This is a genomic window from Haloarcula halophila (assembly GCF_029278565.1).
Classification (GTDB): Archaea; Halobacteriota; Halobacteria; order Halobacteriales; family Haloarculaceae; genus Haloarcula; species Haloarcula halophila.
Genome location: NZ_CP119559.1, coordinates 2,590,208 through 2,604,645, shown reverse-complemented (window position 1 = coordinate 2,604,645; position 14,438 = coordinate 2,590,208). Strand labels below are relative to the sequence as shown.

Annotated in this window: 15 protein-coding genes; 6 read left to right on the top strand and 9 right to left on the bottom strand. The window is 66.4% G+C overall.

Annotated features, from left to right (window positions below; translation table 11 throughout):
- Positions 1-3: 3 nt before the first annotated feature.
- The 4 genes from trpC (at position 4) to P0204_RS13685 (ending at position 3,936) form a co-directional block, all read left to right on the top strand.
- On the top strand, positions 4-804 hold the full coding sequence (gene trpC / locus P0204_RS13700) for an indole-3-glycerol phosphate synthase (protein WP_276180147.1): 801 nt from the start codon (positions 4-6) through the stop codon (positions 802-804).
- Positions 801-2,090, top strand: a complete 1,290-nt coding sequence (trpB, locus tag P0204_RS13695; protein ID WP_276180145.1) for a tryptophan synthase subunit beta — start codon at positions 801-803, stop codon at positions 2,088-2,090. Before trpC ends, trpB begins: the two co-directional genes overlap by 4 nt.
- The gene (trpA, locus tag P0204_RS13690) at positions 2,090-2,926 is read left to right on the top strand and encodes a tryptophan synthase subunit alpha (protein ID WP_276180143.1); all 837 of its coding nucleotides are present in this window, start codon (positions 2,090-2,092) and stop codon (positions 2,924-2,926) included. The genes trpB and trpA overlap by 1 nt, the downstream gene beginning before the upstream one ends.
- A gap of 206 nt (positions 2,927-3,132) precedes the next feature.
- Positions 3,133-3,936, top strand: coding sequence for a 2-amino-3,7-dideoxy-D-threo-hept-6-ulosonate synthase (locus tag P0204_RS13685; protein WP_276180141.1), 804 nt, complete (start codon positions 3,133-3,135; stop codon positions 3,934-3,936).
- On the opposite strand, the gene P0204_RS13680 is transcribed toward P0204_RS13685, so the two are convergent.
- Entirely contained in the window at positions 3,933-4,856 is a 924-nt protein-coding gene (locus P0204_RS13680) for a P-loop NTPase (protein WP_276180139.1), read from the bottom strand. The two genes, P0204_RS13685 and P0204_RS13680, sit on opposite strands and share 4 nt — an antisense overlap.
- Positions 4,857-5,074: 218 nt before the next feature.
- Between P0204_RS13680 and P0204_RS13675 the strand changes: the two genes are divergently transcribed.
- Positions 5,075-6,241, top strand: a complete 1,167-nt coding sequence (locus P0204_RS13675) for a 3-dehydroquinate synthase II (RefSeq protein WP_276180137.1) — start codon at positions 5,075-5,077, stop codon at positions 6,239-6,241.
- Positions 6,242-6,277: 36 nt separating this feature from the next.
- Here P0204_RS13675 and P0204_RS13670 read toward each other — a convergent pair whose 3' ends face one another.
- Both P0204_RS13670 and P0204_RS13665 read right to left on the bottom strand, forming a co-directional pair.
- Entirely contained in the window at positions 6,278-7,519 is a 1,242-nt protein-coding gene (locus P0204_RS13670; RefSeq protein ID WP_276180135.1) for an MFS transporter, read from the bottom strand.
- A 1-nt stretch (position 7,520) separates the two neighbouring features.
- Positions 7,521-7,943, bottom strand: a complete 423-nt coding sequence (locus P0204_RS13665; RefSeq protein WP_276180133.1) for a zinc ribbon domain-containing protein — start codon at positions 7,941-7,943, stop codon at positions 7,521-7,523.
- Positions 7,944-8,048: 105 nt separating this feature from the next.
- On the opposite strand from P0204_RS13665, the gene P0204_RS13660 reads away from it, so the two are divergent.
- Positions 8,049-8,384 carry a hypothetical protein gene (locus P0204_RS13660; protein WP_276180131.1) on the top strand — a complete coding sequence of 112 codons (336 nt, stop codon included), beginning with the start codon at positions 8,049-8,051 and terminating at the stop codon, positions 8,382-8,384.
- 15 nt (positions 8,385-8,399) lie between these two features.
- On the opposite strand, the gene P0204_RS13655 is transcribed toward P0204_RS13660, so the two are convergent.
- The 6 genes from P0204_RS13655 to P0204_RS13630 all read right to left on the bottom strand — a co-directional run bounded on the left by P0204_RS13655 (position 8,400) and on the right by P0204_RS13630 (position 14,411).
- A complete protein-coding gene (locus tag P0204_RS13655; protein ID WP_276180129.1) occupies positions 8,400-9,089 on the bottom strand; it encodes a type I 3-dehydroquinate dehydratase in 690 nt (229 codons plus the stop codon).
- 22 nt (positions 9,090-9,111) lie between these two features.
- Positions 9,112-10,158 (bottom strand): DNA-methyltransferase, encoded by a 1,047-nt coding sequence (locus P0204_RS13650; RefSeq protein WP_276180127.1) that lies wholly within the window; start codon positions 10,156-10,158, stop codon positions 9,112-9,114.
- Between the two features lie 37 nt (positions 10,159-10,195).
- Complete coding sequence (locus P0204_RS13645) at positions 10,196-11,080, bottom strand: methyl-accepting chemotaxis protein (RefSeq protein ID WP_276180125.1); 885 nt, start codon at positions 11,078-11,080, stop codon at positions 10,196-10,198.
- Positions 11,081-11,157: 77 nt separating this feature from the next.
- Positions 11,158-12,120: a transcription initiation factor IIB gene (locus tag P0204_RS13640; RefSeq protein WP_276180123.1), complete on the bottom strand. Its 963-nt coding sequence runs from the start codon at positions 12,118-12,120 to the stop codon at positions 11,158-11,160.
- 491 nt (positions 12,121-12,611) lie between these two features.
- Positions 12,612-13,532 (bottom strand): sulfide-dependent adenosine diphosphate thiazole synthase, encoded by a 921-nt coding sequence (locus P0204_RS13635; RefSeq protein ID WP_276180120.1) that lies wholly within the window; start codon positions 13,530-13,532, stop codon positions 12,612-12,614.
- 90 nt (positions 13,533-13,622) lie between these two features.
- On the bottom strand, positions 13,623-14,411 hold the full coding sequence (locus P0204_RS13630) for a hypothetical protein (protein WP_276180117.1): 789 nt from the start codon (positions 14,409-14,411) through the stop codon (positions 13,623-13,625).
- Positions 14,412-14,438: the final 27 nt, after the last annotated feature.

The following is a 14,438-nucleotide window of genomic DNA, read 5'->3' as shown; positions in this document are numbered from 1 at the left end:
GTGATGGACGATAGTGTAGGTGCGATCGCACCGGAAGTGGAGTCGATACTCGCGGCGGCACGCGAGCGCGTCGGGGGGAGCGACCGGGTCACCGTCGACGCGCGCTCGCTGCCGGCGGCGTTCGAACAGGCCGAGGCCGGCGGACGCGTGCCGCTGGTCGCCGAGATCAAGCCGACCAGTCCAACGACCGACGGCGAACGGACCGACGACCCGGTAGAGCTGGCCGAGCGGATGGTCGCGGGCGGCGCGGCGGCGCTGTCGGTCCTGACCGAACCGGACCACTTCGGCGGTTCAGCGGAGACGCTGGAACGGGTTCGCGAGGCCGTCGACGTCCCGGTCCTGCGGAAGGATTTCATCCTCCACGAGGCGCAGTTAGACGTCGTCGAGGCCGACGTGGTCCTGCTGATCGTCCGGTTCCTACAGGAAGACGGGACCGACGACCTGTCCGACCTGGTTGCTGCGGCCCGTGACCGGGGGTTCCAGGTCCTCGTCGAGACCCACACAGAGGCCGAGGTCGAGACCGCTCTCGAAGCCGGTGCGGACATCGTCGGCGTCAACAACCGCGATCTGGCGAAGCTCGAAGTCGATCTGGAGACCTTCGAGCGAGTCAGTGAATCGGTCCCCGGGAGCGTCACCCTCATTGCCGAAAGCGGCATACACACGCCGGAGGACGTTCGGCGGATGCGCGGGGCCGGTGCCGACGCACTGCTGGTCGGCTCGGCCATCATGGATCACGGCGCGGACACCGACGTGACAGCGAACACGCGGCGACTGACCGATGCGGAGACGGAGACACAGACATGAGCACGGACGACGCACACGACCCCAAGTTCGGCGAGTACGGCGGACAGTACGTACCCGAGGCGCTGATGCCGGCCATCGAGGAGCTGGCCGACGCCTACGAGCGGTACGTCCTGGAAAACGAGGACGGCTTCATGGACGAGTTCCGGGAGCGCCTGGCCGACTTCGGCGGCCGCCCGACCCCGTTACAGTACGCCGAGCAGCTCTCGGCCCGGTACGACACCGACGTCTACCTGAAACGTGAGGACCTGCTGCACGGCGGCGCACACAAGCTCAACAACGCGCTGGGCCAGGTCCTGTTGGCGAAGTACATGGGCAAAGAGCGCATCATCGCCGAGACCGGCGCGGGCCAACACGGCACCGCGACGGCGATGGCGGCGGCGCATCTGGATATGCCCTGTGAGATCTACATGGGCGAGACCGACATCGCCCGCCAGCGACCCAACGTCTTCCGCATGCGGATCAACGGTGCCGACGTCAACCCGGTCACGGTCGGCCGGGGAACGCTCAAGGAGGCCATCTCCGAGACGATGCGCGACTGGGCGACCACCGTCGAGAACACCCACTACGTCATCGGGAGCATCGTCGGCCCGCACCCGTTCCCGAAGATGGTCCGGGACTTCCAGGCGGTCATCTCCGAAGAGGCCCGCGAGCAGACCATCGAGAAGACCGGTGGGCTCCCGGACGCCGTCCTGGCCTGTGCCGGCGGTGGCTCGAACACGATGGGCACGTTCGCGGAGTTCGTCGACGACCCCGACGTGGCGCTATACGCCGTCGAGGCCGGCGGCTCCTCGCTGTCGGTCGACGAAGAGCGCGGCGTCGCACCCAACTCCGCGACCCTCTCGACCGGCGAGGAGGGGGTCCTCCACGGTGCCCGGACGAAGCTCCTGCAGGACTCGGACGGCCAGATCATGGAGTCACATTCGGTCTCGGCCGGCCTGGACTACGCCGGTGTCGGCCCGGAGCTGGCCCACCTCGTCGACGAGGGTCGCGTGACGCCGGTCAACGTCGACGACGACCACGCCCTGGAGGCGTTCCACCGCCTCTCCCAGGACGAGGGGATCATCCCGGCGCTGGAGACGGCCCACGCCTTCGGATATCTCGAAGAACACCACGACGACCTGGGGGAGAGCGTGGTCGTCAACGTCTCCGGTCGCGGCGACAAGGACCTGGAGACGGTCATCGAGGAGACGAGCAAACGGGACCTCGACATCGCTCCCGACATGTCCGTCTTCGACACCGGCGGGATGATGAACCCCGACAGCGGCCACACGGACGGTGACCACTGATGGGACTGGAGCGAGTCTTCGAGCGCGACGATCCGGCCTTTATCCCCTATCTCACCGCGGGAGATCCCGACTACGAGGCCTCACAGACCTACATCGAGGCGTTAGAGCGGGGCGGAGCCGACCTGATCGAACTCGGCTTGCCCTTCTCGGAACCGATCGCCGAGGGGAAGACCATCCAGGACGCAATCGTCCGCTCGCTGGAGGCGGGGATGACCGTCGGTCGGTACTTCGAGTTCGTCGAAGAGTTGGACGTGGACGTACCGGTGGTCTGTATGACCTACTACAACCTCGTGTTCCAGTACGGGGACAGCGAGGAGGGTCCACGGCCCTTCGTCGAGAAAGCCGCCGAAGTCGGCATCGAGGGGCTTGTCGTCGTCGATCTCCCCGCCGAGGAGGCCGGCCCGCTGCGGGCGGCCTGTGACGAGTTCGGCCTCGATCTGGTGTTCATCGTCGCGCCGACGACGACCGGCGACCGGTTGGACAGCATGAAGACACAGGTCTCGGGGTACGTCTACGTCCAGGCCCGCCTGGGCGTCACCGGCGCGCGCGACGACGTCGACGACGCTACCGAGGAGTCGTTGGCCCGGCTGAGCGACTGGGACGTGCCAAAGGCCGTCGGTTTCGGTATCAAGACCGGCGATCACGCCGAGCGTATCGTCTCGGCGGGCGCCGACGGGATCATCGTCGGCTCCGCGCTGATCGACATCGTCGCCGAGGGCCACGAGAACGGCGACGATACCGAGACTGTCGCCGACCGCCTCGAAGCGAAGGCACGCGAACTGAAGGAGGGTGCCCGTCGGGGAGCACAGAACCGGCCGCAACCGGAACGCACTTGACATCCTTCCGTACCTGAAGACAGGGGAATCCCACGGTTCCACACCGCTGGATTGGGATATTAAGGTTTGCAGTCTACCACCTCTGTCCGAGTAGACTCTGCTATCGACAGTGGACTGTGGAATGGGTTGTCGGATTCGTTCCGCGCCTGAAGGCGCGGGTACACTTCTCAATCTTTATAAGCGTACTTGCCACACTGTCCCATAACATGAACGCAGGGAAACGCGCACGGCTCACACGCATCGGGACAGATGGGCAGTACGTCATCGTCCCGATGGACCACGGGATCACGATGGGAGCAGTCAAAGGGCTGAAAGACATCGAATCGACGATCGACGCGGTCACACGCGGCGGTGCCGACGCCGTCCTCACCCAACGGGGCATCGCCGACCGCGTCCACCCGAACAAGAACGACGCGGGCTACATCGCACATCTCAACGGCTCGACGACGATCGGTCCGGACGAAAACGACAAACGGACGACCGGGACCGTCGAAGACGCTATCCGGGTCGGTGCCGACGCGGTCTCTTTCCACATCAACGTCGGCAGCACCTACGAGCGCGAACAGATCGAGGAACTGTCGACGCTGACCAGCGAGGCCGACCGCTACGGCTTGCCTGTCCTGGCGATGGCCTACGCCCGCGGCCCCGAGATCGATCCCGAAGCGGACGGCTACAACCAGGCGGTCGGGCACGCGGTCCGACTGGCCGAGGAACTGGGGTCGGACGTGGTCAAGACGGGCTACACCGGCGACGCCGAGAGCTTCCAGCACGTCGTCGAATCCACCTCGCTGCCGGTCGTCATCGCCGGCGGGTCGAAAGGGACCGACGAGGAGACGCTGGACATGGTCCGGGGCGCGATGGACGCGGGCGCCGCCGGTATCTCGATGGGTCGGTCGATCTTCCAGCACGACGAACCGGAGAAGATCGCCCGTGCGGTCTCGGCGGTCGTCCACGACGACGCCGACGCCGTCGACGCGCTCCGCGAGGCGGGGCTGGCAGTCGAAGCTTAACGATCGAACACGTCCTGGAGTTGTCGGCCGAACGAGTGGGGCGACGTACCCACGTTCCCGACCGCCTGTTCGATATCGTCGGTACTAGTATCCGATCCCCCACTCTCCGAGTCCTGAGGTGTCCGGCTACCGTTGCTCCGGTCTCCAGTCGCCGACCCGTCACACGCAGTGCTGTCGGTCCGTCCCATCGCCGAGGAATTCGCTGTGGTCGGCTCCGCCAGACGACGAGCGATCTTCCGGTACGCGACGGCCGCGCCGCTGTGTGGGGCATGCTCGACGACTGGCTCCCCGTGCTCCTGTGCGTACGGAACCGCATCGTCCTCAGGGACACGGCCGAGTACGGAAACGTCGAGACAGGACGCGACGTGGTCCGCGACCGCCGGGGTACCCGCCCCCGACTTCGTGAGAACGAGTCCGCTGACAGCCGTCTCGACGTGGTCCGCGAGTGGCAGTGTCTCGTTGGCGTTCCGGACCGACGAGACACGCGGCGTCGAGACCAAGACGGCTTCGTCGGCGAGTTCCATCGCCTGTACCGTCTCCTCGCTCAGTCCCGCCGGCGTGTCGACCATGATAGCGTCGTGGCGCTCACGGAGCGTGTCGACGACGCCTGGGAGCGTAGAGAGGTCGGTCCGAGCGTACCCCTCCAGTGACGTTCCGCTGGGGACGAGCGACAGTCCGCCAGCGGCGGGATACGTCGCGTCCGCGACGTTCGCCTCCCCCGCGAGGACCCCGTGGAGCGTCGTCGTCGCCTCGACATCGAGGAACTCGGTGAGGTTCGCCATCGCCAAGTCGAGTTCGAGGACGGCGGCGTCGTGGCCGGCGTTCGCCAGGGCCACCCCCAGGTTGATGCTCGTCGTCGTTCGACCGACCCCACCCTTCGCACCCGCGACCGTGTAGACAGTGCATCCATCGGTTGACATCTGATAGTGATCTCCTGCTGTGATCCGCTAGCACGCCACATCCACATTGTATTATGTCGATTACCGTCGGGCAGACCACAGTAAACACTCTTAGCCGGCAGTCGCAGAGAGGGCAATCGGGTCATATCTGGACGGTCGGCTGCCAACCCTACATCCTCCGACGAGGCGCCGTTGCCCAATCCGCCACGTTCAAGCCCCGGCGTCGCGCACGTGGGCGTATGACACGAAGCGTGTGGCTCAAAGCCGACGATGAGGTCGGCGACTGGGAGACACGGAAGCGCCGTATCACCGCCGGCCTCGAAGCCGGCGTCGACTGGGTCCTGGTCGACGAGAGCGATGTCGACCGGGTAGAGGAACTGGGTGCCGTCAACATCGCCGCCTTCTCGAACGGTGACGTTCACGTCATGGAGGCCGAGGAGGAAGCGATCACGAGCGACGCGACCATCGTCGGAAAAGACGGCGAGGGTGACGGGACGGTCGATCTCCCCGCTGATTTCTCCGGCTCTGCGGACCTCTCGACGCTGCGGCGCAACGGGACGACGACCGACGGCGGCTACGTCCGGATCTTCGACGAAGACTACGAGGCCTTCGCCGAGGCGGTCGCGGCCGAGGCCGACTTCACGATCGTCATCGGCGAGGACTGGCAGATCATCCCCCTCGAGAACCTCATCGCCCGGGTCGGCGACGAGACACAGCTCATCACCGGCGTCCAGACCGCAGAAGACGCCCGCACCGCCTACGAGACGCTGGAACACGGCGCCGACGGCGTCCTACTCGACACCGACGACGTCGACGAGATCCGCAAGACCTGCGAGGTGCGCGACGCCGTCGGCCGCGAGCAACTCGACTTGCAGTACGCCGAAGTGACTGCCGTCGAACAGACCGGGTCGGCCGACCGGGTCTGTATCGACACGGGCAACCTGATGGAACACGACGAGGGGATGCTCGTCGGTTCGATGGCCCGCGGGCTCTTTTTCGTCCACGCGGAGACCGCCGAATCCCCCTACGTCGCCTCCCGGCCGTTCCGGGTCAACGCCGGTGCCGTCCACGCGTACGTCCGAACCCCCGACGGCGGGACGAAGTACCTCTCGGAACTCCAGTCGGGCGACGAAGTACAGGTCGTCGACAGCGAGGGACACACTCGCGAGGCGATCGTCGGCCGTGCGAAGATCGAGAAACGCCCGATGTTCCGGGTCCAGGCCGAGACCGAAGACGGGGACCGGATCGAGACGCTCCTGCAGAACGCCGAGACGATCAAGGTCCACACCCGCGAGGGCCGGACCGCTGTCACGGACCTGGAGCCGGGCGACGAGTTGCTGGTCTACTACGAGGACACGGCGACACACTTCGGCGAGAAGATCGAAGAGAGCATCATCGAGAAATAACGGCGACGCGGGCGGCTCGTTCTCTCGTCGTTCACACTACCCGGTTTGCTGTCCGACGTGTCCGTCTTTGTCCACGAGATCCCCCGAGCGGAGCGTCAGCGTCGCGAGGCCGGCGAGCGCGAGCAGCGCGGCCCCGGCCAGAAACGACGGGGTCCAGCCGGTCCGGGCGATCAGGAAGCCGGCGACGGTCCCACCCAGGATACCGCCGGGGACTTTCGCCGAGTAGACGAGCGCGTAGTTCTCCGACGAGCGAGCGCGCCCGTAGTAGCGTCCCACGAGGGAGGGAAAGACCGCGAACACCGGGCTGCGGAAGAACGCGGTCGCCCCGACCAGAAGGACGAACAGCGGTGCGAGTCCACGGACGCCGACGACGACCGCACCCGCGAGCGAACAGCCACACAACAGCAGGGAGGCCCCGACGGTCCGTTCGCCGCCGAGCCGATCGGAGAGCGCGCTGACGACGACGATACCGCCCGCGTCGGCCAGCGCGATCACCGACGCGACCGTCGTCGCCGTCCCGGAACCCATCCCCAAACCTCTGGTAAACCCGACGGACTGCCCGATCAGCATCAGCCCCACGCCGTTGACGACGGCCATGACGCCGAACAACACCCAGAACTGCCAGGACCGGAGCACCGACCGCCAGCCGATCGCCGCCGTCTCGTCGACGCTGACCGCATCCCCGTCGTCCGTGGCGTCGGTACCCGTCGGCGGATCGCGGAGCACGAGCGCCGCCAGCAGCCCCGCACCGCCGACCACGACAGCCAGTGTCAGCAGCGTCGCCCGGTAGGAAGCGTCCAGTCGAGACTGCAACAGCGGGATCGCGGCGACGCTGACCGCGCCGTAGGCCATCGTGACCGCCCCCGTCGCCAGGCCCCGCCGGTCGGTGAACCACTTGACCGGCGTGTTGACCGCGACCGTGTACGCGATCCCGCAGCCGACACCACCGAGCGTGTAGGCGGCGAGGACCAACGGATACGATCGAACTACTGCCAGTCCAGCGTACCCGCTTGCCAGGAACAGCGCGCTCACCACTAGAATCGCCCGCGGCCCGTAGCGGTCCCTGATGCTGCCGGCCGGGAACTGGACGAGCGTCTGGGCGACGATATAAGCGGTGAACACGTTACCGAGTCCGGTGGGAGACGCGCCGACACGGCTCCCGACCGGACCGCTGAGGGAGCTCCAGGCGAACTGGTACGTTCCGGCAGCACCCATCACCCCCGCGGCGACGACGACCAGCACCCAGCGGGTCCCGGGTCTCGATAGATCGTCGGTCACGTCACTGGGTCGAGTCCGCGCCGGCGTCCTCGGCGGCCGACAGCTCGGTCGTACACCAGTGGCAGAAGTCGATATCCTCGTCGAGTTCCTTCCCGCAGTTTGGACAGGTCAACCCGTCGGCGACAGCCCCTTCGTGTTGGCTCTGTGTCGCCATCCAGTAGGCGTCGGCCATGCTGAGAACGGTAATCGCCAGCAGTGCGAGCGACGCCTCCAGCGGGAGCCCACGGGAGGCAGCGAGGAGGGCATCGACGGACAGCTCCGTCGGAAGGTCGCTCTCACCCAACAGCAGCGTCGTGGTGCTGAACACGAGTCCGAACCACAGAACGGCACGCACCCACTCCCGAAGGTAGATGTGACCCAGCCCCGGGTAGACGAGCGCCAGGAGGACCGCCAGCCAGGGCCGCTTGCGTCCCGTATCGGTCATATCTCCGATGTCCGACAGCCACGCCCCTATATCTTCCGAAGGCAAGAACCGGCTGGTCCTGCGGTCGGCGACAGCTTATAGACATCCCATACGCTACCAGTTGCTATGACCGACGCCGACACACCACGGACCTACGCACGCCGACGCGTATTACAGGGAGCGAGCGTACTCGGGGGGCTGGTGGCCGCAGGTGTGAAACCGACCGCGGCAGCTACGACCGAGTCCACCCCCACCGGGTTCGGGACCGGTGGGTACGGTGCGGGTCGGTACGGCGGCACGACACAGTCCCAGGTCGGTCGGTTCGATACGAACGGGACGCCCGGCATCCAGCGGTCGGAAGTTCTTGCGGCCATCACGGCCTACGACAACCAGGAGCGAATCGGCGGGCAAACCGTGACTGCCGATGACGTGATGGCCGTCATAGCGGCGTACAACGCCTGAGAATCGGTCGAGGGGTCACTGATCGTTCCGGAGTTGGGCGATCAGTGAGCGTAGCGTCGCCAGGTCGTACTGCCCGGGCGCGGTCGCGTCCGCGGGGTCGACCGGTGCGTACCCGATCCGTGAACCATACAGCGGCGCGACGGCTCGGGAATGACGGCCGGCCGCGCCCATACACATCGTCGCCACCGACTCGCCGGCGACCGTGAGTTCTCTGGTCGCACCCAGTATCGCCAGCACGTCGTCGGGCGAGTGGGCAGTCGATGCCAGCTTCCCCACGTCGCCGTACTCACAGGCCCGTCGGAGCCGGTCGGCGATCTCTTTCCGTGCCGGCGTCGACTCGAAGTCGTGGGTGGAAACGACGACCGACGCACCGCGATCACGGGCGGCGTCCGCGACCCGTCCCGCGTCGTACTCCCCCGCCCCGGCGAGCGCTGCCAGTTCGAGATCGACAGCCGAGACAGCCTCGTGTTCGAGCGCCGCTTCGAGCGTGTCGAGCCTGCCGGCCGTGTCGGCTGCCTCACCGCCTTCCCACTCGACACGGTTCGTCACGAGAACCGGGAGACTCCCTTCGTAGGCATCGAGCTGTGCGAGTGGCTCGTCCGCGAAGTCCATCCGGAGTTCGACGCCGTCGGCGTGTTCGCGGGCGTCGGGCTCGACAGTCAGGTCGTCGGTCGCAGCGAGCAACGTGAACGACTCGAAGTTCATACCCGTGGTTCGGCCGAGTCTGTCAAAAAGCGTCGGACTCCCACTCGATCGGGGCGTGTGTAACACGGTATCCGTCGTCGGTTCCCTCGACGGTATCGGCGGCGTAGAACCGTATCTGACGCTCCTGTTTCGTGTTGACCGGGAAGTCGTAGAACTCGGCGGTGTAACCGGGCTCGTTACCGTCGTCCCGCCGTCGGTGGACCCACTCGCGGTGGTCGTCCAGCCGCTCGCGGCCGATCTCACGGGAGCGGGCCGGCGCTGTCCCGACCCGACCGTCGAGCGCCGAAAGCAACTCCGGGTCGCGGTCGATCCCGACCGAGTCACGGGCAGTAACCATCGCCGCCAGCGTCGTCGTGCCGGTCCCCACGAACGGGTCGAGCACGGTGTCGCCGTAGACGGAAAACATCGAGATCAGTCGGTACGGGACGACTAACGGGAACGCGCCGGATCGATCCCGCAGCCCCTCCTGGAGGTCCTGTGGCTCACCGCGAAGCTCCCAGAGGTCCGAGAACCACTCGTTGCGCTCCTCCCAGAAGTACGCGCTCTCGTAGCGACGGGTCGACCCCGGTTCGAGGCGGCGGCGCTCGCCGTTGCGGAACACGAGGATCTGCTCGTGTTCGAGCGTCGGATAGGCGTTCGGTGGGACCATCCCCGATCCCATGAACTTCGCGCCGCTGTTCGTCGGTTTCCGCCAGAGGATATCCGGCAGCGCCCGCAGCCCGTGATCGGTGACGCGGGCGGTCACCTCGGCACCGTTGGGATACGATCGAAAGCCGTCGTCCAGCGAGCGGGTCGCGTCGCCGACGTTGAGACAGGCGATCCCCCCGGGAGCGAGGACGCGGGCGACTTCCGCCCAGACCTCCTCGAGGACATCGTGCATCAACTCGAAGGCTCGGTCGCCGTCCCCGGCCGACAGCGCGTCGGCGATAGCCGGGTCCAGCTCCCCGAAGATGTCGTCCCACATCTCGATCATCGGGTACGGCGGGGACGTGACGACGAGTTCGACGCTGTCGTCGGGCAGCGGGATCTCGCGTGCGTCACCGGTGACGACCCGGTGTGTCGTCTCCATACCGGCCCGAGAAGGTGGGGTGACTCGTGTCTTGTGGTTAGCGGTCGCCGACGGCGTTCTTGAGTTCGGTGATCTTGGCGGTCTGTTGCTCGTTGGCCGCGGCGATCTGTTCGATCTGCTCGGCGACTTCCTCGGCGTTGTCGGCGGTCATGTCGACCATGCTGGCGACCTCCTCGGTCGAGGCGGCCTGTTCGTCCGTCGCGGAGGCGACCTCCTCGGCACCGCGGGCAGCCTCCTCGACGGACTCGTCGATCTCCCGGAGGATCTCGACGGTCCGACTGACCTGCTCGATGCCGGACTCGACCTGTTCGTTGGCGTGTTCGATGCTGTCGACGGTCTCCTCCGTGTCCGATTTGATGTTGGCGACGAGCTGTTCGATCTCGGTCGCGTTCTGCTGGGACTCCTCGGCCAGCGATTTGACCTCGTCGGCGACGACGGCGAAGCCCTCGCCGGCCTCCCCGGCCCGGGCGGCCTCGATCGAAGCGTTCAGCGCCAGCATGTTCGTCTGGTCGGCGATGTCGTTGATCACCTCGACGATCTCGTCGATCTCGTCGATGCGCTCCTGGAGCTGTTCGACGTCCTTTGAGACGTCGGTGTTGGCCTCGTCGACGGCTTCCATCGCGCCGATAGCGTCGTCGGCGACTTCACGTCCCTCCGCAGCGAGTTCGCGGGCGTCGTCGCTGACTTGCCGGACCTGGCTCGCACTGGAAGCGACTTCCTCGACGGTCGCCGACAGGTTCGATACCTCGCCAGCGACTTCACGCATGTTCTCGGATTGCTGGTCGGCGAGATCGCTGATCTCCTGGGAACTGGACGAGACGTTCTCGGAGACGCGAAGCAGTTCGTCGATCGCGGTCCCGATGTTCTCGCCGGTGATATCACCGACACTGTCCGTACCGGTGCTGCCGATATCAGAGGCCATAGCTCATCGGCCGAGAGCCAGCGGATTAAACGTACCTCCGCAGTTATCAGCGGTGATTTTCCGCCACAGCGGTCCGGTTACGCGACCGGAAGGTCCTGCTCGGCTTCGAGCAGTTCGTGGTACCGGTTGCGGATCGTGACCTCGGAGATGTCCGCGACTTCGCTGACGGCCGCCTGGGTAGTCTTCTCGTTGGTCAGCAGGGCAGCGGCGTAGACAGCCGCCGCCGCGAGACCGACGGGCGATTTCCCGGAGTGGACGCCCTGTTCTTTGGCGTTCTGGAGCAACTGACGGGCGCGGTGTTCGGCCTCGTCGGAGAGTTCCAGCGAGGAAGCGAACCGGGGAACGTAGCTCTCGGGGTCGGCCGGCGCGACTTCGAGCCCGAGTTCCCGGACGACGTAGCGATAGGTGCGGGCGATCTCGCTTTTCTCGACGCGGGAGACCTCCGTGATCTCGTCCAGCGACCGCGGGACGCCTGCCTGGCGGGCCGCGGCGTACACCGAAGACGTCGAGACGCCCTCGATGGAACGACCGGGCAGGAGGTTCTCGTCCAGCGCACGCCGGTAGATCACACTGGCGGTCTCGCGGACGTTCTCGGGCAGGCCAAGTGCGGAGGCCATCCGATCGATCTCGCCCAGCGCCTGCTTGAGGTTGCGTTCCTTGGAGTCCCGTGTCCGGAACCGCTCGTTCCACTTGCGGAGCCGCTGCATCTTCTGGCGCTGTTTGCCCGACAGGGAGTTGCCGTAGGCGTCCTTGTCGCGCCAGTCGATGTTCGTCGAGAGCCCCTTGTCGTGCATCATGTTCGTCGTCGGCGCACCGACGCGGGACTTCTCGTCTTTCTCGCTGGCGTCGAAGGCACGCCACTCCGGGCCACGGTCGATCTCGTCGGTCTCGACGACCAGGCCACAGTCCTGGCAGACTGTCTCGCCGTGTTCGTCGTCCATGACGAGCGTGCCGCTACACTCCGGGCAGGCCGTCTCTGTCGAGGCAGACTCCTCGGTCTGTTCGTCCGTCTGTCGTCGCGTACGTGTGTGTTCGCTCATTGGATGCGAAGGCGGGTGCTCACCGGGCAGGGACAGGCCTAAAGAAACCCGGAGGCAATCGGTAAGCCTGGCTTCGGTCGAAAGTCATTTAACTCCTGTGGTATCGCTTCGAGGAGTGGCAGTTCACGCCGCGAACACCGGCTCTGTGTCTCCCACGCACACCCATTGAAATACGTATTTAGACAACTTCTCTACGGTTGTTCCGCTAACTCCCGAGCGGAAACTGTGCCTCCCCCAGGCAGATAGTTGATACGGTGAGCGACGAGCGAGCGACCCTCCTGGGAAGGGTGTGGGCGGTGCGGTACTGGGTGGGGCGGCTACGGTGTGGAGCAGGGCGGCCGCGGTCACCGTCAGCATACGCGGCGCTTCGCGCCGCGTTTCACTCGACCGAACGCCGAAGGCGTGAGATCAAGCAGTTTTTACCCGAGTTTTTGCAGACGGGGGTTCCCGCAGGGCCGCAGGCCCGAGGAACCCCCGTCTGTAGAAAGTGGCTAGTCGTCAGCGGGGGTCGCGCGACTCGTCAGGTCCACGTCGGCAGCGTCGACCTCCAGTTCGTCCAGCGCAACCTGTGCGGCCCGCTTCCCGGAGACGAGCATCGCGCCGAAGGTCGGCCCCATCCGCGGGAGGCCGTAGGTCGTCGCGGTCGCCATGCCGGTGACGACAAGCCCGTCGTGGGCCAGGCCGGTGTGTTCGACGACGGCGTCCTCGCTCTCGCCGACCCACATGGAGTCGTGGCCGGGCGAGTCGTGACCGGGGGCGCCGTAGGTGTCGTCGTCGGTGGCGTCCATACCGGCATCGCCCTCCTCGATACCCGGCGCGTCCAGGACGCCCCGTTCGTCGAGTTTCTTGACGGCCATCGCGTCGTGTCCCGTCGCGTCGATGACCAGATCGGCCTCGACGGCGATCGGGTCGACGCAGGTGATCTCGCGGGGCAGCGCGTGGACAGGCGTCCAGTTCATCACGATGCCGCCGACGCGGTGGTCCTCGCGGATCACGATGTCCGTGAACTCGGTCATGTTCTGCATCTTCGCGCCGGCGTCGCAGGCGGCCTTGATCAGCCCCGAACAGGCCTCCGGCCCGTTGGCGATGTACAGTCCCTCGCTGTCCTGGGACCGCTTGAAGTCGACATCGAGTTCCTCTAAGACCTGCTGGGCCGGGTCACGCACCGTGACCTTGTTCATGAGGAAGCCGCCGAGCCAGAACCCCCCGCCGAGGTAGTTGTTCTTCTCGACGACCATCGTCTGGACACCCCGTTCGGAGAGTTCTTTCGCGGCCATCAGCCCGGAGGGACCGCCACCGACGATGATGACGTCCGAGTCCGAGAAGTCCATGAACTCCTCGGTCCACTCCTGGCCGATCGCGCGTGTCACTTCTGCCTCGCCGACGTCGCTGAACTGATCGAAGTTCTGCATACCACTTGGTAATATTCTGCTGTGGTAGAAAGGCGTTGTGGTGTGAAGAGCCGTCGCTCCGTGACTGACGAACCGAGCCGCGGGGAGTGGTTACGACCAGGCGTGCAGTCCGGCAGCGGTCAAGACCTGCTGTCCGCCGTCGGGCTGACAGACCGCCCACCGTCCCAGGTCGGCCGCCTCGGGGAACAGGTGTTCCGGGACGAGCGGCATCGGGACCGGTGCGTACCCCTCGTGTCGCATCGCGGTCGGGCCGGAAAACCGCTCGACCACCTCACCCTGTGCAGTGACCTCGAAGCGGCCGTCGTCGGCCCGCCGGTAGGCATGTTGAAAGGCGTGACGCGGCGGGGCCGCCAGGTCGTCGATACTCTCGAAGACGGCGACGACTTCGGTACCGACGCCCAGTTCCAGTCGCGGCCGCTCCTCGCCGACCGGCACCTCCCGCCACTGGAGGTCGGCCGTCGCCGCTCGGGCACAGGCGTAGCTCCCGTCCGAGAGCGGGACTCTATCCGGCCCCTTGTAGAAGTGCCGGCCGTCCGGCCCGTCGTCGGCGACACAGGCCGGTTCGCCGAGCACCGTCGCGACGACCTGTGTGAGCGTCGTCCCGGTCGATTCCGTCGAGGGAACCACGAACAGACAGTCACGGCCCTCCCGGACTGCGTCGGCAAAGCGCGGGACCAGTCCGGCCGGACCGACATCGGCCTCTGTAAGCGGTTCGACGGCGACCGGCCGCGGGTCCTCGGGGTCGACGAGCCCGACGGCGTCCCGCGTGGGTGCCGCGACCACGGGCGGCCGCCGTCGGTCGTCGGTCGGCTCGATCTCGTAGCCGGCCCGCTCGCACAGCTCGACACCGTGATCGCGGACCGAAGGATAGACGGGCATTCGCCGGTCGTAGGTGCCCGAGTCGCA